A 22,882-nucleotide genomic window follows, 5' to 3' on the forward strand; every position below is an offset into this window, starting at 1 on the left:
GCCCCAGGCGGGTGAGGTGTCTGCGGCGGAGCCCGTGCCGCAGTCCGAGGCGGGTGAGGTCCCTGTGGCGGAAGCCGCGCCGCAGGCCGAGGTGGGTGACGACCGGCGGATCGCGGTCATCGGGATGGCGCTGCGCTTTCCCGGGGCCGATTCGCCGGAGGCGTACTGGCGGAATCTGCGGGACGGCGTCGACTGCCTCACCGTCTTCGACGGGGACCAGCTGCGGGCCGCGGGCCTCACGGCCGGGCAGGCGGCGGCCGCCGACCGGGTCCCGGTCGGCGGGGTCCTCGACGGCGCGCTGGACTTCGACGCCGACTTCTTCGGGCTCAACCCGAAGGAGGCCCGGCTCACCCACCCGGCACACCGCCTCTTCCTGGAGTGCTGCCACCGGGCGCTGGAGGACGGCGGCCACGCGCTCCCCCAACAGGGCACCAGGGTCGGCGTGTTCGCCGGTACGGGCATGCACCTCTACGACCACCAGCAGACGAGATCCCCTTCGTACGTCGATGTCGACACCGACGGCGACGCCGACGAGGACCCGGTCACCGGGATGCAGGGCACGATCGGGCAGCAGCCGGACTTCGTCGCGACCCGGGTCGCCTACCGGCTCGGCCTCACCGGGCCCGCCATCGGCGTACAGACGGCCTGTTCGACGTCGCTGGTCGCCGTGCACCTGGCGGCGCAGGCCCTGCTGACCGGGGACGCGGACGTCGCGCTCGCCGGCGCCGCGGCCGTGCATCTGCCGCAGGAGACCGGCTACCGCAGCCGGCCCGGCTCCATCCTGTCCCCCACCGGCCGATGTCGCGCCTTCGGTGCGGACGCCGACGGCACCGTGGGCGGCAACGGAGTGGCGGCCGTGCTGCTCAAGCGCCTTGACAGGGCGGTGGCCGACGGGGACACGGTGCACGCGGTGATCCTGGGCTCCGCGGTCAACAACGACGGCGCGGAGAAGGCCGGTTACAGCGCCCCCGGCATGGCCGGGCAGGTGGCGGTCGTCCGCGACGCGCTGCGCAGGGCCGCGGTCCCGGCCGACAGCCTCACCTATGTGGAGGCGCACGGCACGGGGACGCCGCTGGGGGATCCGGTGGAGTTCGAGGCGCTGGGGCGGGCGCTCGGTGACGGCACGCGGCGCACCGCGTTCTGCGCGGTCGGCTCGGTGAAGCCCGCCATCGGGCACCTCGACAGCTGCGCGGGCATGGCGGGCCTGATCAAGACGGTCCTCATGCTGCGGCACCGCACCCTGGTGCCGACCCTGCATCTGACGCGGCCCAATCCCCAACTCCGCCTGGAGGGCGGGCCGTTGCGGCTGGCCACCGAACTGCGGCCGTGGACCGTGCCCGACGGGACGCCCCGCAGGGCCGGGGTCAGCGCGCTCGGCGTGGGCGGCACCAACGCCCACGTCATCCTCGAAGAAGCCCCGGCCCGGCGTCCCCGGGCCACGCCCGGCAGGCCCGCGCTCGTCCCCGTGTCGGCGCGCGACGCCCAGGCGCTGGGGGAGTTGACCGGCGAGCTGGCCGCCCGGCTGAGGGAGGCGCCGGACACGGACCCCGCCGATGTGGCGGCCACGCTGGGACTCGGCCGTCCGCACCGGGCCGCCCGCACGGCCGTGGTGGGCGCCGACGCCGGTGAACTCGCGCACGCCTTGTCCCAACCACCCGCCGCCGTCGCCCCGTTCGGCCCGCTGACGTTCGCCTTCCCCGGCCAGGGCAGCGCGCGGGGCGGCATGGCCCGTGGGATCCACGCCGGGTTCCCCGGGGCCCGCTCGGTGATCGACCGCTGCGAGCGGCGCTACGCCGAGGAGTTCGGCGGGACGCTGCTGCCGCTGCTGCTCGGGGAGTACGGGGGTGTGCGCGGCGGGAACGATGACGCGGGCCCCGTGGTGTGGCCCACGGAGGTGGCACAGGCCGCGCTCTTCGCCCACCAGGCGGCACTCGTGGCGGTGTGGCGGGCCTGCGGGGTGCGGCCCGACGTGCTGTGCGGGCACAGCGTCGGCGAGTACGCGGCGCTGTACGCGGCCGGAGCGATCGGCCTCGACGACGGGCTGCGGCTCACCGCCCGGCGCGGTCTTCTCATGCAGCGGGACAGCCCGCCCGGCGGGATGCTCGCGGTCCGCACCGACCCGGCGACCGCCGAACGCGTCGCCGCCGCTTCCGGCGTCGCGGTCGCCGCGGTCAACGGGCCCCGCTCACAGGTCCTTTCCGGGGCGCCCGAAGCGCTGGACGAGGCGGCACGCCTGCTCGACCGCGACGGCATCCGGTGGCGCGCGCTCCCCGTGGACCGGGCCTTCCACTCGGCGGCGCTCGACACCGCGTTGGCCGCGTTCCGCTCGGCGGCCGACGAGGTGACGTACGCACCGCTGCGGCTGCCGTTCGTCAGCGGCCTCGACGGCGAGATGCGCCCCGTGGGCTGGATCCCCGACCCCTCCTATCTGTGCGCACAGGCGCGGCAGCCGGTCCGCTTCGACCTGACCGTGGCCACGGCGGCGCACCTGGGCCGGGGCGACTTCGTCGAACTCGGCGCCGGGGAGACGCTCAGGGGCCTGGGACGGCACTGCCTGCCGGAGAGCCGCTGGCTGCGAGGCCAGGGCGAGGGCAGTGAGGCGGCCGCGCAGCAGCGCGGGCTGCTGCACTCGCTCGGCGAGCTGTACCGCGCCGGGGCGGACCTGGACTGGTCGGCGCTCGCGCGCGGCGGAGGGCGGATCCCGCTGCCGGGGCATCCGCTGCGGCGGCGCAGGGTGAGTCCCTTCCAGGGGGTCGCCGCGCCCAGGAACCCCACCGCGCTGCCCGCGCACACGGTGACTCCGGGCGGCGGTCCCGGGCCCGTACCGCCCGGCGCCGAACCGCTGTCGCCGGGCGCCGAACCACTGCTCGGCATAAGGGAGATGACCGCGCGCCAGCTGGGTGCGGAACTCGCGGACATCGCGCCGGACCGCTCGTTCTTCGAGCTGGGGGCGGACTCGCTGTCCCTGATGGGGATGGCCAAGGAGCTGGACCGCCGGTACGGCGTGCGCGTTCCCGTGCGGGAGTTCTTCGACGCGGCGGACACACCGCGCAAGCTGGCGGATCGCGTCGCGCGGAGGAGCGTCGAGGCGGCCGGGCTGCCGACGGACGCCGCTTCGTCGGCAGCCGAACCGGAGCGGCGGGCTCTGGGGCCGATCCCCGAGCCCGCACCGGAGCCCGTGACGGCCCCGCCCGCACCCCCGCAGCCCACCCCGGCCGACGCCGCCCCACCCGCCCTGCACGACCTCTTCTCCCAACAGCTGGAACTCACCCGGCACTTGGTCGACCAGGTGACCGGCGTCATCAACCGGCAGACGGAGGCCCTCGCCTCCGCCGGGGCGGTGCCGGTCGCTGCCCCCTCCGCGCCCGCGGAGGCAGAACACGTCGCCACCACCCCGGACTTCAGCCTCTACTTCTTCGGCGACTACCCGGACGACGCGGCCCACGACAAGTACGCCCTGATCATGGAGGCGGCCGAGTTCGCCGACCGGCGTGGTTTTCACGCGCTGTGGTTTCCCGAGCGGCACTTCAACTCGTTCGGCGCGCTCTTCCCGAATCCCTCCGTGCTCGCCGCCGCCCTGGCGGCCCGTACCCGCCGCGTCCGGCTGCACGCCGGTTCCGTGGTGCTGCCGCTGCACCATCCGGTCCGGGTGGCCGAGGAGTGGTCGGTGGTGGACAACATCTCCGGCGGCAGGGCGGGCCTGTGCTTCGCCAGTGGCTGGCACTCGACCGACTTCGCGCTCGCCCCGGACGCCTTCGGGCGGCATCGCGAGGCCATGTACGAGCAGGTGGAGTCGGTGCGTCGGCTCTGGGCGGGGGAGGCGCTGACCCTGACCGGCGGGGACGGCGCGCCCGTCGACGTCCGGCTGCACCCCAGACCCCTCCAGGCCCAACCACCTTTGTACGTCGCCGTGGTGGGCAACCCCGAGAGCTATCGGCGGGCCGCCGCGAACGACCTGGGGGTCGTCACGAACCTGATGGCGCAGACGGTGGAGCAGCTGGCGGAGAACATCGCCCTGTACCGCCGCACCCGCGCCGAGCACGGCCTCGACCCGGCCGCGGGGCGTGTCGTCGTTCTCGTACACACTTATCTGGAGCGGGACGCGGCGCGGGCGCGCGCCGAGGCGTACCGGCCCTTCGTGGCGTATCTGCGGTCCTCGCTGTCCCTGTTCGATCAGGTCACCAACAGCCTCGGCTTCGACGTGGACCTGGCGAACACCCCCGACGACGACGTGGAGTTCCTGCTCGGCCGCGCCTACGAGCGCTACTGCGACACACGCGCGCTGATCGGCGACGCGTCGACGGCCGCCGAGACGGTGGGCCGTCTCAGGGCGGCGGGTGCGGACGAGATCGCGTGCTTCGTCGACTTCGGCGTACCGGCGGACAAGGTGCTCGCCGCCCTGCCCCTCCTCGACGACCTCCGCTCCCGCCAGCCGCGCCGGGCCGACGTGCGTGCCGAAGAAGCGCGTGCGGATGTGCGTGCGGATGTGCCTGCCGAAGTGCCCAGGAAAATACGCCCTGTTGGGCGCAGGCCGCTCACCCCCGCCCAGCGCCGCATCTGGTTCCTGGAGCAGCTGCACCCCGGCACCAGCATGTACCACGAGCCCAAGGCGATCCGTCTCGACGGGACGCTGAACACGGAGGCGCTGTGCCGGGCCCTGCAGAAGGTGGCCGACCGGCACGCGGCGCTGCGGACGGTCTTCCGGGATGTCGACGGCGTGCCTTACCGGCAGGTGCTTGAGCGGGTGACGCTCGACTGTCCCGTGGAGGATCACACCGGGGCCGGTGAGGAGGAGGCGCTGCGGGCCGCGCTCGCCACGGAGGGTCGGCGCGTCCTCGATCTGCGCGAGGGGCCGACCGTCGCGGTGCGGCTGCTGCGGCTCGGCCCGGAGCGGCATCTGCTGTTCCTGCTGGCCCACCACATCGCCTTCGACTCGTCCTCCACCGAGGTGCTCGTCCGCGACCTGGCCGCGTACTACCGCTCGTGGCCCGACGGCGAGCCCCGGCTCCCGGTGCTCGACGACGACGTCGCGGAGGACGTCCCCGACGCGGCGGCGGCCGGGCGGAGCCTGGACTTCTGGCGGCGCGAGCTGACGGACGTACCGGACCTGGATCTGCCCACCGACCGGCCGCGGCCGCCAGTGCGGACGGGGGAGGGCGCGAGCCTGACGTATGCGTGGGACGCCGACCTTGCCGCGCGCATCAGGGCGTTCGCCGCGTCGCAGCGGGCCACCGTCTTCATGGCGCTGACCGGCGCCATCGGTGCCGTGCTCGGCCGGTTCGCCGGGCAGTCCCGCTTCGCGCTCGGCACGGCGGTGGCGGCCAGGCCCGAGGGCGCCGAGGACGCGATCGGGCTGTTCCTCGACACCGTTCCGCTGCACATGGACCTGAGCGGCGATCCGGACTTCGCGACGCTGCTGCGCCGCGTCAGGGACACCAGCACCGCGGCGTACGAGCACCGGGCCCTGCCGTTCGACGAGCTGGTCGGCGCGCTGGCCCCGCGCCGCGACCCGGGCCGCAATCCGCTGTTCCAGGTCATGGTGGAGTACGAACAGGAGGCCGAGGTCGACTTCGACCCGCCGCGTCTCGCCGCGACGCTCCTGGACGCGCCGAGCGAGCGTGCCCCCTTCGACCTCAGCATCTATCTGACGCACCACCGCGCGGGCCTGCGGTTCATGGTCGAGTACGACACGGCGCTCTTCGACGCGGCCACGGTGCGCCGCTTCGTGGAGTACGTGGAGCTGCTGCTGCGCAGGGCCGTCGACGCGCCGGACGTCCCGGTCACCGAACTGACCGCGCCCTCGCCCGCCGACCGCGGCACCCTCGCACGGTGGGGCGGCGCCGACGTGCGGGCACCCGCGGGACCGGACAGCCTGCACGGCCTGTTCGAGGAGCGGGCCGGGGCCGATCCGGCCGCGCCCGCCCTCATCGGTGACGAACTGACCTGGACGTACGGCGAGTTGGAGGCGCGCGCCAACCGCGTCGCCCACCGGCTCCGGCAGTGCGGCGCGGGCCGCGGTGAGCGCGTGGCGGTCCTGCTGCCGCGCGGACCCGAGCTGATCGCCGCGCTGCTCGCCGTGCTCAAGAGCGGCGCCGCCTATCTGCCGCTCGATCCGTCCGCGCCGACACCCCGGCTGCGCGGGCTCCTCGACGACGGGCGTCCCGTCCTGCTGCTCACCCGCGCCGAGGCGCTCGCACGGCACCCGGAGCTTGCCGCTCCCGGGGTGCTCCTTGCCGAGGACGTCGACACGGCGCTCCCGGACACGCCGCCGGACGTCGAGGTGCGGCCCGATGACCCGGCGTACTGCATCTACACCTCGGGATCCACCGGACGCCCCAAGGGTGTCGTCGTCCCGCACCGCGGTCCTGCCGCCCTGGTGCGCGGGCAGCTGGCGCGGCACGAGCCGCTGCGCACCCTGCAGTGGACCTCGCCCGCCTTCGACATCAGCGTCCAGGAGATCTTCACGACGCTCGCCTCCGGGGCCGCCCTCGTCCTGATCGACGACGCGGTGCGGCACGACCCCGCGGCGCTCACCCGGACGCTGCGCCGTCACGAGGTGCGGCGCCTCCACATGCCGAGCACCCCGCTGCGCTATCTCATGGAGACGGGGCCCGAACTCCCCGCTCTGCGCGAGGTGTTGCAGTGCGGGGAGCCCCTGCAGCTCACCGCGGCGCTGCGGCGCTTCCTTGCCGGACATCCGCGGTGCGTCCTCCACAACCAGTACGGCCCCACCGAGACCTCGATCGTCATCACCTCGCACCGCGTCGCGCCCGACGGGGAACAGTGGCCGCCCATCGGGACCCCGGTGCCCGGCGTCCGGATCAGGCTGCTCGCCCCGGACGGGCACGAGGTGCCGGTGGGCGCCGTCGGTGAGATCCACGTGGGCGGTGCGCAGGTCGCGCACGGCTACCACGACCGTCCCGAGGAGACCGCGGCCCGCTTCGTCGACGACGGCACCGGCGCTGTGCACTACCGCACCGGCGACCTGGCGCGCTGGCGCCCGGACGGCACCCTGGAGTACCGGGGCCGGGCCGACGACCAGGTCAAGATCCGCGGGCATCGCGTCGAACCCGCCGAGGCGCACGCCGTGTTGAGCGCGCTGCCCCAGGTCAAGGACGCGGCCGTGGTGCCGCGCCGCGACGCGCACGGCGACATGGAACTCGTCGCGTACGTCGTCCCCAGGAGCGCGGGGACCGAGCTGACCCGGCTGCGGTCCGCGCTCGCCGCCGAGCTGCCCGAGCAGCTGGTCCCGGGCCGCTGGGTGGCGCTGGAGCGGCTGCCCGTCAACACGTCCGGCAAGCTCGACCGGCACCGCCTGCCCGAGCCGGCGGCGGCCGACGTCGCGCAGGGCCCCGGCGCCGAGCCCGCCACGGCCCTGGAGAAGTCCCTGCACGAGCTGTGGTGCGCCGAGCTGGGCGCCCGGTCCCTGCCCGTCGACCGCTCCTTCTTCCAGCTGGGCGGCCACTCGCTCAGCGCGATCCGCCTGCTGCACCGCCTGGCCGACGAGCTGGACCTGCGGCTTTCGATGGCGGACTTCTTCCGTACGCCGACGATCAGAGGCCTTGCGGCACGGGCCGACGGCGGGGAGGGGGATCCGGGCGGAGCCGTCGCCGCGGACCCGGATGACGTCGTCGCCACCGTCCCGCAGACCTCCAGCCTGCGCCGGCTGTGGCGGCGGCACCACGAGCGCGCCGACCCGGCCGTCTACAACGTCACCCACCGCGTCGATCTGCACGGGGAGTTGGACCCGCGCCATCTGGAGCGGGCGCTCGCCGCCCTCGTCGCCCGGCACGACGCGCTGCGCAGCCGGTGCGTCGAGCGCGACGGGGAGCTTCTCTTCGAGGTGCTCGCGGCGGTGCCGGTGGAGGTGCCGGTCACGGATCTGACCGTGCGGGGCGGTGACGCCGAAGAGGTCGCGCGCTGGTGCAGGGACGAGGCGTCGCGGCCCTTCGCGCTGCACCGGGCGCCGCTCTTCCGCTTCCGCGTGGCCCGGGTCGCCGCGGACCGCTGGGTCCTGCTGGCCGTGCTGAACCACGCGATCTGCGACGGCTGGTCGATGGGCGTGCTGTGGCAGGAGCTGGAGGAGCTGTACAACGCCGCCTGCCGCGGCGTCGCGGCCGAACTCCCGCCGCCCTCCGCACAGTTCACGGACGTGGCGCGCGCCGAGCACGCCCTCGCTCCGGACCGGCGCCGACAGCTGGAGGAGTACTGGCGCGGTGAACTCGACGGCGCCGCACTGACGTTGGACCTTCCGTGCGACCATCCGCGCCCGCCCGCGCTGTCGGGGCGCGGCGCTCTGCACACCCGCACCCTCGACGACGGCACGGCCGCGCTGGTCGCCGGGGCCGCGGCGGGGCTCGGCACCACTCCGTACGTGATCTGGGCGGCCGCCTTCGCCGTCTGGTCCGCGGCCGTGTGCGGCGGCCCCGACGACGTCGTCCTCGCCGCGTCCAGCGCCAACCGCGCAAGACCGGGCCGCGAGGGGGTGGTCGGGTTCCTCGGTGACGCCGTGCTCCTGCGGGCCCGGGTGGGTGGGGCCGGGGTCTTCGCGGATCTGGTGGACCAGCTGGGCGGGGCGCTGTTCAGGGCCATCGACCATCAGGACCTGCCGTTGAGCGAGGTGGCCGGACTCCTTGAGGAGCGCCTCGGCTCCGCGCTCTTCCCCACGGTGCTGTTCACGGTGGTGACCGCGCCGCCGCCCGCCCTGGAGCTGCACCGTCTGTCCGCCGCCGTCGAAGGTGTCGCCGTGCGCGCCGCGGCCCGCAACGAGCTGTATGTCGTCGTGAATCCGGTCCCGGAGAAGACGACGCTCACCTTCGAATACTCGACGGATCTGTTTGCCCCCGCGACTATCGAGGCTTGGGTGTCCGACTTTGCCCAGATCCTGTCACTGGCGGCATCCGACCCGACGGTGCCCATCGCGTCGCTCATGGCAAAGCGACGATCCGTCACGGAAGCCTGGGAGTAGGTGGTTTCCTTCCGTTTCGACTCCATAGGACCTGAAAATTAGGGTAGTCAGAGATAATTCGAAGGGATACACTCGACCGATCTCGGACCTCCCCTGGTCATTTCTGAATGACTGGAGGGGTGTCTCGCACTTGGGGGGAGTGTAAGTTTGCGCAGTCGCCGTTCTGTCGGGCTATTCATACAGCCGAGTGTCATGTCGAACGTGACATCAAGGATTACCGCGACACGGGATTGATCGGCGCTCGCAGCCGATAACTGTCCTGATGCGACGGGGGGTTAGGGGATCAGTGCAACCTGCGGTAAATCTGGCCAAACCGATGATTATGTCCGGATCCGGTCTTCATGGGGAACTTGGGGGACTTACGGGGAGAGAGGGGGATGTGGTCCGATGCGCCTAGCAATTGTCGGCGGCGGCCCGTACTGCACATACGCAATGGAGCGCCTTGCCGCTTCCGTGGCCGCTCATGAAGGCCCCGTCGAGCTCGACATTCATGTCTTCGACCGCACCGGTCATTTCGGTGCGGGCGCGGTGCACAGTGACGCGCAGGCTCCCACCAGCTTCCTCAACCGCATCGCCAAGCATGTGTCCTTCGGCGCCGACGAGAGTGTCGAAGACGCAGGTCCGCTGCTTCCCGCGGAGCTCCGCCCCAACCTGTACGAATGGTGCAGGCGGCAGTTCGACGAGACCGCGGACCCCCGCTTCGACATCGATCCCGACGGCTGGCCCAAGCGCTATCTGCACGGCCTCGCGCTGCGTGCGCACTTTTCCGAATACGTGGAAATCCTGCGCTCCCGTCCCTCGGTCACTGTGACCCTGCACCATGCCGAGGTCACCGACATCGAGGACCTCGCCGAAAGGCCGGGGGATAAAGGTCCTTTGCTTGTCACGTCGGTACCTGCCGTTGATGGACAGGGCGATGCCGGGACGCGGACACCCGTCGACCAAGTGCTTCTCCTGACCGGTCACTCCTACAACGATCCGTTGCGTTCGGAACGCACCCGCCACTGGGTCGAGTGTGCCGATCGTGTGCCGGGTTCCGTGTTCGTCCCCAGCGCCTATCCACTACGGGAACGGCTCACTCCGGATATTGCGGGCCCGGGCCAGGTGGTCGGCTGCGCCGGAACGATGCTGACCGGGATCGACGTCATCCTGCACCTCACCGAAGGCCGCGGCGGACGCTTCCGGCGCACCGCGGACGGAGAACTGCGCTACGTGCCTTCCGGGCAGGAGCCGCGTTCCATCGTCGCCTTCAGCGAATCCGGTCTGTTCGCCTTTGCCCGTCCTCTTGAGTCCGGTTCGTCCGGTGCGAAGAAGCAAAAGCGGAAAGGGATATTCCTCAACATCGAGGCCATTGACAGGATCCGCGAAAACTTCGGGAGCGACCCGGTCCCGGTGGGCCGATCACTGTCGCGGCAAATCGACTACGAACGCCACCTGTTCCCGCTCATCGTCGCCGAAATGTGGGTCCTGTACTACGAGACCCTGTTCGGCGCCGACTTCGGCGGGCACCTCGCCCGGGCGTCGGCCGCCGCCCGGCAGGACTTCCTCGACCGGACCGCGGGCACCGCCTCGACCGAGGAGTCGGTCCGCACGCTGACGGCACCCATCGAGCGCGCCGTCACGGAGGCCGTCGAGGCCCTGGAGTCACTCCTGCTCGGCCGCTCCCCCTACGCCGCGCTCCGCGCCGAGCCGCGCACCTGGTCCTTCGACGCCCTGCTGTGGCGGTACACGGACGTGGTCCTCGGCGAGAGCGCGCGGCAGCGCCTGGCAGCCGCGCTCGACGACCCGGCCGAGGTCGCCTCGATCGTCGCGGGCCTGGAGTCGCCGACCCGGCACGCCGTCCTCCCCTCGGGCAACCTGTTCTCCTGGGAACGCACCCTCGACCCGATCGCGCCGAGCGACCAGACCTCGCCCGAGCAGTACCGCAAGGCGATGGTCGAGTTCATGACGACCGATCATCTCTGGGCGCGCCAGGGGACGTTCGGCAACCCCGCCAAGACCGCGGCCGACGGCGTCTGGCGCGGCCTGCGCCCCGCCGTGGTGCACGCCGTCAACCACGGCGGCCTGCACGCCGACGCGCACCGCACCTTCCTCGGCAGCTGGCTGCGCCAGCACAACCGCCTCGCGTACGGCCCGGTGCCGGAGGTCATGGACCGCATCAAGGCGCTCATCGAGCACGGGATCCTCGACGTGTCGCCGGGGCCGCGGGCCCGGGTGGACACGGACGGCGACACCCTCGTCGTCACCGGGCCGCGCACCGGCGCGCGCCGCCCGGTCGACGTCCTGGTCGACGCCCGGGTCCCCTCCTTCGACGCGGCGGCCGACATCGCGCCGCTCTACCCGAACCTGCTGCGCCGCGGCATCGTGCGGATCTGGCACAACCCGCACACCGGCGGCGGCGAGGGCTTCGCACCGGGCGGCCTCGACCTCACCGAGGACTTCCGGGTGGTCCGCCCCGACGGCTCCGTCGACGACCGGATCTCCGTGCTCGGCCCTGCCATCGAGGGACAGCGGTTCTTCCAGGGCGGCGCGCTCAAGCCGGACGCCAACCACCACGCCATGCGGAACGTCCTCTGCTGGCTCCGCCACTTCTGGAAGCAGGCCGACACGGGAGGTTGACGCGGCCCACGCGCCGGACTTTCGCCCGTATCCGACCTCTCAAGAGACGTCATTCGTCATGGACACCCAAACGAACGTGCACTCCCGGGCCGACCACGTGGCCGGAGTGCAGCACCCCATCGGACAGCACGCGCAGCGGCACCCCGACGCGCCCGCCGTGCACGAGACGACCACCGGACGCCGGCTCACCTACCGCGACCTGTGGCACCTGGCCGGTGCCGTCGCCGTGCGGCTGACCGCCGCGGGCGTACGCCCCGGCGACGCGTGCGGCATCGCCCTGGACCGCGGCGCGGACCTCGTGGTGGCCATGCTCGCCGTGGCCCGCACGGGAGCCCACTACGTGCCGCTGGACAACGGCGCACCGGCGGGGCGCTCCGCCGCACAGCTGACCGGCGCGTCGGCGCGCGCCGTCATCGGCGCACCGGGCGACACCGCCCGGGTGCGCGAGCTGGCGCCGGAACTGCCCGTCGTCGAGGTGGTCCGCGAGTGCGGTCCTGACCCCCTGGGCACGAGCCACGCGAGCGGTCCCGACGACGCGCTGTACGTGAACTTCACCTCCGGCACCAGCGGTCTGCCCAAGGCGGTCGTCGTGCCCCACCGTGCCGTACGCCGCCTCGTCGACGCCCCGACGTACTGCGCCGTCGGTCCCGGCACCCGCGTGGGCAACGCCGCCAACCCGGCCTTCGACGCCACCACGTTCGAGATCTGGGCGACCCTGTCCGCCCGCGGCACCGTCGTGGTCCTGCCGCCCGTCGCCGCCGTCGGCCTCGACGGCTGGCTCGAACTGCTGCGCGCCGAGCGGGTCGACGCGCTGTTCCTGACCACGGCGCTGTTCCACATGATCGCGCACGAGCGCCCGGCCGCCCTGGGGGTCCTGGAGACCCTGCTGGTGGGCGGCGAGGCGCTGCTGCCCGACGCCGCGCGCCGCGTGCTCGCGGCCGGGCCGCCGCAGCGCCTGGTCAATGTGTACGGGCCGACGGAGGCCACCACCTTCGCCACGTACTACGACCTCACGCCCGAGCGCCTCGAACGGCTCGACCGGGTGCCGATCGGCCACGCCATCCAGCACACCACGCTCCATGTGCTCGGACCCGATCTGCGTCCCGTCCCGGACGGGGAGCGCGGCGAGCTGTGCATCGGCGGTCCCGGTGTCGCGCTCGGCTACCAGGGCCGCCCCGACCTCACCGCCGAACGGTTCGTCACCGTCCCCGGCCGCACGGACCCGGGCACGCTGTACCGCACCGGTGACGTGGTGAGCAGGGGCGAGGGAGGCCGCATCGAGATCTTCGGGCGGCTCGACCGGCAGGTGAAGGTGCGGGGCTTCCGCGTCGAGCTGGAGGAGATCGAGCGGGCGGCCGTCGCCACCGGGCTCGTCGAGGCCGCGGTGGTCGAGAAGACCGCCGAGGGCGCCGCCGCCTCGCTCGTCGGCTTCGTGCTGCCCGCGACGGGCGACAGCCTCGAACCCGCCGAGCGCACGGGGAAGTTGCAGGCCGCCCTCGCCGCGGTGCTGCCCGACTACATGCTCCCGGCCCGGTGGAGCGTCCTCGACCGGCTGCCGCTCGGCCCCACCGGCAAGGTGGACCGCGCCGCACTGCTCGCGGACGACGCGGGGGCGGGGACCCCGCGTCCGTCGGCCGACGCCCCCGCCGACGGTGCGCTGCCCGACGCGGATCCCGTGCCCGGCGACGTACTGCGCCTGTGGTGCGAGGTCCTCGACGTGCCCGACGCCCGCGTCGACGACAACTTCATCGCGTCCGGCGGCAATTCCATCCTGGCGATCCAGCTGTCGTCCCGCATCAGCGAGGCCACGTCGGCCGAACTCGGTCCCGCGGACGTCCTGTTGGCGGCCGATCTGACCGAACTGATCGACGCGGTACGGCGTTCGATCTCCTGCCGCGGCTGACGGGGGAGGGTGAAGATGAGTGATCAGAGCAACCCGGTCCTCGGCCGGCGCGGCATGACCGAGGCGCCCCTGTCGGCGGCGCAGCAGAGCCTGTGGTTCATCGAGCAGGCCCATCCCGGCACCGCCGCCTACCACGTGCCGCTGCTGCTGCGCTGGAACGAGACGGTGGACCTGCCCGCCCTGCGCCAGGCGCTGGCACACCTGACAACCCGTCATGAGGCGTTGCGCACCACCTACTCGGCGCGCGAAGGGCGGCCCGTGCAGCGCGTGGGCCCGCCGCACCCCGTCGACGTCACGGTGAGCGGACTCGACGCCCGGCCCGGCCCGGACGAGCTGGCCGCCGTCGCCCGGGTGCCCTTCGACCTGGAGAACGGACCCCTGCTCCGGTGCCACCTGTGGCAGGGGGCGCCCGAGGGCGACACGCTGCTGCTCACGGTGCATCACATCGCCTTCGACGGCTGGTCCCTGGCGACGCTCTTCGACGATCTGCGCGAGGCGTACGACGCGGCCCTCACCCAGGACCGTGCCGACTCCGGCGAACCGGCGGTCCAGTACGCCGACTTCGCCGCCTGGGAGCGCGAGTCCTGGCAGCAGCGCGACGTGGAGGGCCGCGCCGCGCGACGTGCCGACGAGCTGGCCGACGCCGCCGACTCGCCGCTGTTCCCCGGCCGCGGCCCGCGCACCGACGACGTCCGCACCGGCGGGCATCTGGCGTTCCCCGTGCCCGCGGAGCTGTGGGAGGAGACCGGGCTCCTCGCCACCCGGCTGCGCGCCACGCCCTTCGTCGTGCTCTTCGCCGCCTTCCAAGAAGTGCTGCGGCGCTGGTCGGGGGCGACGGACTTCGTCGTCGGCACCGTCATGGCGAACCGTCCGAAGCCCGTCCTGGAAGGCGTGGTCGGCTGCTTCGTCAACACGGTCCCGCTGCGCTGCGGCCCCGCGCCCGACCTCACGTTCGAAGAGCTGTGCATGCGGTCCCGCACGGAAGCCTTCCGGTCCCTGGCCCACCAGGACATCCCCTTCGACCGGCTCACGGCCCTGACCGCCGCCAAGCGGGGCTCGGGCCGCGGCCCGCTGGTGGAGGTCGCCTTCGGCCTGCAGAACATGCCCGCCCCCGGCGGCTCGGGCCACCGGCGCTGGCAGCAGCCGGAGGTCCTGCCCACCGGCACCGCCCGGTACGACCTGCTGTTCCTGGTCGAGGACCGGGCCGACGGCGTCGTCGGCACCATCGAGTACGACCTCGCGCTCTGCTCCGAAGAGACGGCCGGGCACTTCCGCGACGCCTATCTCGCGCTGCTCGCCGCCGCCGTGCGCGCCCCGGACACCGCGCTCGCGGCGCTCCCGCTGTCCAGCAGGGCGCCGGGCGCCGCCGTCCCCGGGATCCTCGCGGGACCCCGCAGGGACCTGGGCGCGAACGAACCGCCCGCCGACCGGACGCTGCTCGACGTGATCGCCGCCCGGCTCGCCGAAGAACCGCGGGCCACCGCGGTCCGCGTGGGCGACACGCGGCTCAGCAGGGGTGAACTCGACGACTGGTCCTGGTCGGTGGCCGCGAGCCTGGGCGCGGAAGGCGTCGGCAGTGTCGGCAGTGTCGTTCCCGTGATCGCCGCGCGCGGCCCCGCCCTGGTGGCGGGCTGGCTCGGCACCCTGCGCGCGGGCGGCGCCTACGTCCCGCTGAACCTGGACACCCCCGTGGAGCGCCTGGAGCACGTGCTCGGCGACCTGGACGCCCGCGTCGTCCTCGCCGACGAGGCCGGGGCCGCGGCGCTCCGGCGGGTGAACACCGACGTCCGCGTGCTCGACCTGGCGGCGCTGCGGGACGCCCCCCAGGGCGACCGCCGGTCGCCCGAGCCCGCCGGGGACGACACCGCCGTGGTCATCTACACCTCGGGCACCACGGGCCGCCCCAAGAGCGTCCCCGTGCCGCACCGCGGACTCGCCAACACCGTGCTGTGGTGGGCCGACGACGCCGGTCTCGGACCGGACGACCGGCTGCTGTGCGTGGTGGGCACCTCGTTCGACCCGGCGACCTTCGAGACCTTCCGCGCGCTGGCCACGGGCGCGGAACTGGTCTACGCCGACGACGCGGAGCGCAAGGACGGCCGGGCGCTGCTGCGGCTGCTGCGCACCAGCACGGTGGTGTCCATGACGCCGGGGCTGCTGCGCGCGGCGCTGGACGCCGAGGACGTGTCGTACGCCGAGGACGTGTCGTACACAGCGGACGCCGCAGCCACGACGGATACGGCGGACACGGCGGACACGGCGGACACCGGCCCCGCCGGATCCTCCCTGCGGCTCATCCACCTCGGCGGCGAGAAGCTCACCCGCGCGCTCGCCGCGGAGTGCGCGGCGCGCTGGCAGGTGTCCCTGCGCAACGTCTACGGGCCCACCGAGGTCTCGTGCACCAGCCTGTCCGCGCACGTCGACCCCGACGACCCGCAGGCCCCGCCGATCGGCTCGCCCGTGTGGAACACCCGGGCCTACGTGCTCGGGCCCGCGGGGGAGGAACTGCCGCCCGGCGTGCCCGGCGAGCTCCATCTCGCGGGGGCCGGTGTGTCCCGGGGCTATCTCGGCCGCCCCGACCTGACCGCCGAGGTCTTCCGCGCGGACCCGTTCGCCCCGGACGACGAGCCGGACGCCCGGATGTACCGGACCGGGGACCGCGTCGTGGTCCGCGCCGACGGGCTCATCGAGTACCTCGGCCGGGCCGACGAGCAGGTCAAGATCCTCGGCAACCGGATCGAGCCCGCCGAGGTCGCGGCGCTCCTTGAGGAGCAGCACGACGCGGTCCTCTCCGCCGCCGTCACCCTCGACGAGGACAGCGCCGAGCGGCTCGTCGCGTATGTGGTGCTCGCCGACCCCGGCGCGGCGCCGACCCATGACGAGCTGGTCGGGCCGCTGCTGCGCTGGCTGCCCGCCGCGGTCCTGCCCGGCGCGGTCCATGTGGTGGACGCCCTGCCCATGACGCCGAACGACAAGATCGACTTCCGGGCGCTGCGCGCGCTCCGGGACGTCCCGCTGCCCCGGGCCGAGCGCCGTCCCGCCGACCTCGACCCGGCACAGCGGTGGGCGAGCGAACAGTTCCTGTCCGCGCTCGACTCCGACGGGCGGCTCGGTCCCGACGCGGCGGCGCTCCGTGCGGGCGCGCTCGCCCCCGACGACGACTTCTTCGCCCTGGGCGGGCACTCGCTCCTCGCGGTGCGCATGCTCGCCGCCATCGAGCGCGAGGACGGCGCCGCGCCCGCCCTCGGCACCTTCCTCGCCCGGCCGACCGTGGACGGCCTCGCCCGGCTGCGCGACGCGACCCCCGGCGGGCCGCGGCACGACGTGGCGCCGGCGCCGCGGGACGGCCGCCACCCGGCGACCCCGATCCAGCAGCGCATGCTGTTCCTGGACCGGATCGCGAGCCAGCGCACCGCCTATCTGGCGCCCACCGTCGTGGAGTTCACCGGCCCTGTCGACCGCCGGGCCCTCGCGCAGGCCCTCGGGCATGTGCTCGGACACCACCCGGCGCTGCGGTCCCGGTTCGTCCTCGACCGCGAGAGCAGGCAGGTCTTCTACACGACCGACGGCACCGCCCCCGAGGTCCGCGTGAGCGACTGGACCGGGTCGGGCGACGAGCGGTTCGCGGAGCACCTGAGGGAGGCGTGCTGGACTCCGTTCGACCTCGCCGACGAGGCTCCGGCCCGGGCGGAGATCGCCGCGCTCGGCGACCGGACTGTACTGATCCTGGTGTGCCACCACATCGTCACCGACGGCTGGGCCCAGCAGCTCCTGCTGCGCCAGCTGGGCGACGCCTACCGCGCGGTCGTGGCAGGCGCCGAGCCCGGCCTGCCCGCCGCCGTCCACCCCGGCGCGCTGCCCGACGCCTGGGCCGCGCTCGACGAGGCCCAACGCGCCGTACGCACCGAGGCGTTGCTGGCGCGGCTGCGGGGAGCGCCCACCGACATCGCGCTGCCGCGCGACCGCGAACGTCCCGCCGTGCAGGACACCGCGGCGGACAGCCGCACCGTCCGGCTCTCCGGGGCCACCAGTGCCCGGCTGCGCGCGGTGCTCGCCGGTGCCGGTGTCACCACCTCGATGGCGGCGCCCGCCCTGCTGGCCGCGGCGCTCGCCGGGCCCTGCGACCAGCGCGACTTCCTCTTCGCCTTCCCCTGGGCCGGACGGGAGAGCGCCGCGGGGACCGAGGCCGTGGCCGTACTGATCAGGACGCTGGTGCTGCGGGTCGATCTGCGCGACGACCCGACCTGGCGCCAACTCCTCGCCGCCGTACGGGAGGAGAGCCTGACGAGCTACCGGTACGCGGACGTCCCCTTCGAGGAACTCGTCGCCGCCCTCGACCCCGGCCGCGGTCTCGGCCGCCCGCCCGTCACCCCGGTCCTGGTGACCGCCGCGTCGGATCCGCCCGCCGTGCCCGACCTGGGGCCGGGGACACGGGCCCGGCAGGCGCCGCCGCCCGGACTGCGCATCAAGTACGAGCTAGAGCTGATGCTGCGGGACACCGACGACCACATCGAACTCGAACTGGCCCATGCGACAGCCCTGTTCGACCGCCCGACCGCGGACGCTCTGCTGAGCGGCATCGCGCGGGCCGCCGATCTGCTGGCCAGCCGTCCGGACTCCCGGGTCCTTGACGATTCGCCCCCGGCGCCCCAGGGCGCGCACGCCGACCGGCCCGGACAGGGCCCGGAGACTGGAGAAAGACAGCCATGACGGACCCGACGGAGGACATACGCCGGATCTGGAGCACGGTGCTCGGCACCGAGGTCCACGACACCGACGTCAACTTCTTCGACGCGGGCGGCCATTCGCTGCTCGTCATGGTGCTCCAGGAGCACTTGGAGGAACTCGCGGCGCGCGAGATCGCCCTTGAAGACCTCTTCGAGCACCCCACCATCCGCGCACAGGCCGGCCTGCTCGCCGCCGGGCCCGCCGGTGCCGCGGCCGACGCGGGCCTCGGCGCGCGCGCCAGGTCCCAGCTGCTCGGCCGCAACCGCTCCGAGACGGCGGAGGACCGGACATGAGCCGCGCGACGGACATCGCGGTGGTCGGCATCGGCTGCCGCTTCCCCGACGGGCCCGACACCGACTCCTTCTGGGGCAACCTGGTGTCCGGCGTCGTCTCCACGCGCGCGCAGTCCGAGGAGCGCCTGCGGGCCACCGGACTGTCCGACGCGGAGCTGAAGGACCCGAACTTCGTGCCGGTCGCGGCCACCGTGCCGGACGTGGAGCTGTTCGCCGCGGAGTTCTTCGGATACTCCCCGGCCGAGGCCGAGAACATCGACCCCGGCCAGCGGCTCTTCCTCGAAGTCTGCTGGGAGGCACTGGAGTCCGCGGGCCACGCGCCCGCGGGCGACGGCACGGGACCGGTGGTCGGCGTCTTCGCCAGCGGCGGCCCGAGCCCCTACACCGTGGCGCTGCAGGCGGCCAGGCTGCGCGAGGGCGGCCTCGCCGCCGCGGTCGACGACCTGGACCTCACCCTGGGCGGCGCACCCGACTTCCTGGCCTCGCGCGTCGCGTACAAACTGGGCCTGCGCGGCCCCTCGGTGGGCGTCCAGACCGCGTGTTCCTCCTCCCTCACCGGAGTGCACTACGCCGTCCTGAGCCTGCTGTCCGGCGAATGCGACCTGGCCGTCGTCGGCGGCGCGGCCGTCAGCGACCCGCTCGTCGGCTACGCCTACCAGCCCGGCGGCGTGATGTCCGAGGACGGCCAGTGCCGCCCGTTCGACGCCCGCTCCACCGGCACCGCGGCGGGCGCGGGCGCGGGCGCCGTGGTGCTCCGCCGCCTCGGTGACGCGCTCGCCGACGGCGACCCCGTGCTCGCCGTGGTGCGCGGCAGCGCCGTCGGCAACGACGGGTCCCAGCGCTCCGGCTTCACCGCGCCCAGCTCCACGGGGCTCGCGGGGGTCGTCTCCGGCGCGCTCGCCGTCGCGGACACCGCGCCGCACACCGTGCGGTACGTCGAGGCGCACGGCTCCGGCACCCAGCTGGGCGACAGCCTCGAACTCCGCGGTCTCACCGAGGGGTTCAGGGCCGCCGCCGACAGCGCGGGCACCCCGCAGCCGAGCCCCGGGGGCTGTGCCCTCGGCTCGGTGAAGGCCAACATCGGGCACGCCGGATGGGCCGCGGGCATCGCCGGATTCATCAAGGCCGTGCGGATCGCGCACACCGGCGTCGTACCGCCGCACCCGTCCTTCGAACACCCCCGTGACCCGGGCGTCCTCGCCGACAGCCCGTTCCGGGTCCCGACGGAACCGACCCCCGTCGACCCCACCGGCGACGGCTGGCACGTCCTGGTCAACTCGATGGGCCTCGGCGGCACCAACGCCACCGTGGTGCTCGCCCCGCCGCCCGCCCCGACCCGCCCCGAGGCCGCGCCCACCGACCGTGTGCGGCTCGTCGTCTCGGCGCGCACCCGTACCGAACTGGACGCGCTGTCGCGCCTGCTGGCCGACCGCCTGGACGCCGGGGCCCCCGCGGGGGACGTGGCCCACACGCTGCGGGTCGGCCGCAGGACCTTCGCCGAGCGCCGCGTCGTGACGGCGGCGCCCGACCGGCTCGCCGCCGCCCTGCGGCTGCCGCGCCCGCCGCACGCGCGGACCGTGCGGGCCAGGACCGGCAGGGTCGTCCTGGTCGCGCCCGAGCGGGGAAACGCCGTACAGGACAAGCTCATCGACCACGTGGTGAAGGCGTTCAACGGCCGGGCCGACGTGGTCACCGAGGCACCCGCGGGGCCGGGCAAGGACACCCACGTCCTGTGGCTCACGGCCGACGCCGCCCCGGCGGGCGCCCATCTGCTCGCGCTCGGCCCGCAGGGCGTGCCCGACCCGGACGCCCTGGACGAGGCCGTCACCACGGCGTGGCTGCACGGCGCCGAGGTCGACTGGGCGTACCTCGCCCGGGGCGCCCGCGGACGGCGGCTCGCCCTGCCCACCTACCCCTACGAGCGGCGCCGCCACTGGGCGCTCGACCGCGTCGACGTACGGTCGTTCGCGGCCCCCGGCACCCCGGCGGACGCAGGGGTGCCCGCGCCCGAGAAGCGTCCGGCGGGCTCCGACCGGACGGAGGACGCGCTCCTCGACATCTGGGCCGAGCTGTTCGGCACCCCGGCGATCGGCCTCGACGACGAGTTCGGCGCGCTCGGCGGCACCTCCCTGCTCTCGGTCAGGATGGGCCTGGAGGTCCATGCGCGGCTCGGCGTCCTGGTCAATCTGCACCGCGTCGGCGGCAGCCGCGCCACCGTGCGCAAGCTCGCGGCCACCGTACGGGCCGGACAGCACGCCAAGGACGCGACGCCCGCCGACGAGGAGATCGCCGACGGCGAGGGCGGCCTCGTCGACGCCGACCTCGCACTGCCCCTCGGCCAGGCGTCGTCGGCGACCGCACCGGGCACCGACGTCTTCCTGACCGGCGCCACCGGATTCCTCGGCGCCTTCCTCCTGCACCAGTTGGTGGCCACGACGACGCACCGCGTGTACTGCCTGGTCAGGGGCGACAACGAGGCCGAGGGCGCGGAGCGGCTGCGGGCGGCCGCGGCCTCGTACGGGCTGCCCGCACCCGACCCCGCGCGGGTGCGGGTGGTGACCGGCGATCTGCGCGAGGTCGGCAAGGTCTGCGACGACTACCGGGACGGCGAACTGATCCGCCGCGTCGGCCACGTCCTGCACTGCGCCGCCCGCGTCGTGTTCACCGAGCCGTACAGCGAACTGCGCGAGGACAACGTCCTGCCCACCCTCGGACTGCTGCGCTGGGCGCGGCAGCACGGCGTACGGGAGTTCAGCTTCGTCTCCTCGCTCGCGGCGACGGGACCCGCGCTCGGCGCCGAAGGGCGGACCCTGGAGAGCAGGGAGCAGCCGCTCGACCCGGCCCAGGGCGGCTACGGCGTCGGCAAGTGGGTCTGCGAACGGCTCCTCGAACGCGCCGAGACGGACGGCATGCGCGTGCGCGTGTTCCGGCCCGGACTCATCCTCGGCTCCACCGCCACCGGCGCCTGCAACCCCAAGGACATGCTCTGGCGCATGCTGGCGGCCGGACTCGCCACCGGCGTCCATCCGCTGGACGACCGGCCGATGCCGATGGCACCCGTCGACCTGGTGTCACGGGCCGTCGTCGACCTCGCCTTCACGCCCGGCGCGGCCGGGCGGGCCTTCCACCTCGTGGCGCCCGAAGGGGTCAGCGCGCAGCGGCTGTTCGCGCTGCTCGGCGAGAGCGGGCTGCCCACGAAGCCGCTGAGCCGCGCCGACTGGCTGTCCGCCGTCGTCGAGCGGGCCCGCGCCGCGGACAACGAGGTCCTGAGCAGCATGGCGCTCTACGACCTCGCGGGACACGAGGGCGGCGACAGCGCGGTGGAAGCCGCGGCATGGCGGTCCTGGCTCGCCGAGGGCGGACACCGTCCCGAGCCCACCGGGGAGTTGCTGCGCGCCGCGCTGCGCCACCTCGCGGCCAAGGACCCGGTCTATCTGGAACTACTCGGGAGCCGTGGCGCGCCCGGACCCGATCGAGATGAGTGAGGAAGACGTGACGGAACGACAGCAGACCGATCTGCTCGCGGTGCTGGGCGCGGGCGTCATGGGCGTGGGCATCTCCGCGCTCGCGCTCGGCCACGGCATTCCCGTGGTCCTCGTCGACGTGGACGCCGCCGCGCTCGAGCGGGCCGCGGAGGCCGTGCCGCTGCGCATCCGCCAGGGCCAGCTGCTCGGCAAGCTGCCGCGCGACACGGCGGTCCCGCCGCTGGTGACCACCACCTCGCTCGACGAGGTGCGCGGGGCCACGCTCGTCGTGGAGGCCGTGGTGGAACTGCCCGCGGTGAAGGCCAAGGTCCTCGGCGAGGTGTCCGAACTGATCGCCCCCGGCACGCCGGTGGTGACGAACACCTCCGGCATCCCGGTCGACGAGCTGGCCGGGCACACCGCACGCCCTGCCGACGTCCTCGGGGCGCACTTCATGAACCCGCCCTACCTGATCCGCACCGTCGAGGTGATCAGGGGACCGCGCACCTCCGAGGCCGCGCTCGGCCGCGCCCTGGAGCTGCTCACGGCCCTCGACCGGGAGTCGGTCGTGGTCGGGGACGGCCCCGGGTTCGTGATCAACCGGATCCTGCAGCGGATGATCAACGAATCCGCCCGGATCGTCCAGGAGGGCATCTCCTCGCCCGAGGACGTCGACGCCCTGTTTCGGGGCTGCCTCGGCCATGCGACGGGGCCGCTCGCCACCGCCGACCTGATCGGCCTGGACAACGTCGTCGACAGTCTCCGGGTCCTGCACGAGCGCACCGGCGACGCCGGGTACGCGCCGTGCGACCTGCTGCTCGGCAAGGTCGACGCGGGTGACTTCGGACGCAAGACGGGACGTGGCTTCTATTCGTACGCATCCTGACCCGACCCGCGCGCACCCCGA

General features: G+C 74.0%; 7 protein-coding genes. All 7 read left to right on the top strand.

Features of this window, described 5'->3' with window-relative positions:
- Positions 1-16: 16 nt before the first annotated feature.
- The 7 genes from ACFWZ2_RS17090 (at position 17) to ACFWZ2_RS17120 (ending at position 22,861) form a co-directional block, all read left to right on the top strand.
- The gene (locus tag ACFWZ2_RS17090) at positions 17-8,968 is read left to right on the top strand and encodes a MupA/Atu3671 family FMN-dependent luciferase-like monooxygenase (protein ID WP_384546330.1); all 8,952 of its coding nucleotides are present in this window, start codon (positions 17-19) and stop codon (positions 8,966-8,968) included.
- Positions 8,969-9,355: 387 nt separating this feature from the next.
- Complete coding sequence (locus ACFWZ2_RS17095; protein WP_384546332.1) at positions 9,356-11,587, top strand: FAD/NAD(P)-binding protein; 2,232 nt, start codon at positions 9,356-9,358, stop codon at positions 11,585-11,587.
- A gap of 58 nt (positions 11,588-11,645) precedes the next feature.
- Positions 11,646-13,490 carry a non-ribosomal peptide synthetase gene (locus ACFWZ2_RS17100; RefSeq protein ID WP_384546334.1) on the top strand — a complete coding sequence of 615 codons (1,845 nt, stop codon included), beginning with the start codon at positions 11,646-11,648 and terminating at the stop codon, positions 13,488-13,490.
- Between the two features lie 15 nt (positions 13,491-13,505).
- Positions 13,506-18,200 (top strand): amino acid adenylation domain-containing protein, encoded by a 4,695-nt coding sequence (locus tag ACFWZ2_RS17105; RefSeq protein WP_384546336.1) that lies wholly within the window; start codon positions 13,506-13,508, stop codon positions 18,198-18,200.
- Positions 18,197-18,511, top strand: coding sequence for an acyl carrier protein (locus ACFWZ2_RS17110; protein WP_384546337.1), 315 nt, complete (start codon positions 18,197-18,199; stop codon positions 18,509-18,511). The genes ACFWZ2_RS17105 and ACFWZ2_RS17110 overlap by 4 nt, the downstream gene beginning before the upstream one ends.
- Positions 18,508-21,996, top strand: a complete 3,489-nt coding sequence (locus tag ACFWZ2_RS17115; RefSeq protein WP_384546339.1) for a thioester reductase domain-containing protein — start codon at positions 18,508-18,510, stop codon at positions 21,994-21,996. The genes ACFWZ2_RS17110 and ACFWZ2_RS17115 overlap by 4 nt, the downstream gene beginning before the upstream one ends.
- The gene (locus tag ACFWZ2_RS17120; protein ID WP_384546341.1) at positions 21,989-22,861 is read left to right on the top strand and encodes a 3-hydroxyacyl-CoA dehydrogenase family protein; all 873 of its coding nucleotides are present in this window, start codon (positions 21,989-21,991) and stop codon (positions 22,859-22,861) included. The genes ACFWZ2_RS17115 and ACFWZ2_RS17120 overlap by 8 nt, the downstream gene beginning before the upstream one ends.
- Positions 22,862-22,882 lie beyond the last annotated feature (21 nt).

The organism is Streptomyces sp. NPDC059002 (genome assembly GCF_042740435.1).
In the GTDB taxonomy this organism is placed as follows: Bacteria; Actinomycetota; Actinomycetes; order Streptomycetales; family Streptomycetaceae; genus Streptomyces.

Excerpts from the sequence above, each read along its gene's own strand:
- ACFWZ2_RS17105 (WP_384546336.1), top strand. The coding sequence starts at position 13,506 with ATGAGTGATCAGAGCAACCCGGTCCTCGGCCGGCGCGGCATGACCGAG.
- ACFWZ2_RS17095 (WP_384546332.1), top strand. The coding sequence starts at position 9,356 with ATGCGCCTAGCAATTGTCGGCGGCGGCCCGTACTGCACATACGCAATG.
- ACFWZ2_RS17100 (WP_384546334.1), top strand. The coding sequence starts at position 11,646 with ATGGACACCCAAACGAACGTGCACTCCCGGGCCGACCACGTGGCCGGA.
- ACFWZ2_RS17115 (WP_384546339.1), top strand. The coding sequence starts at position 18,508 with ATGAGCCGCGCGACGGACATCGCGGTGGTCGGCATCGGCTGCCGCTTC.
- ACFWZ2_RS17110 (WP_384546337.1), top strand. The coding sequence starts at position 18,197 with ATGACGGACCCGACGGAGGACATACGCCGGATCTGGAGCACGGTGCTC.
- ACFWZ2_RS17120 (WP_384546341.1), top strand. The coding sequence starts at position 21,989 with ATGAGTGAGGAAGACGTGACGGAACGACAGCAGACCGATCTGCTCGCG.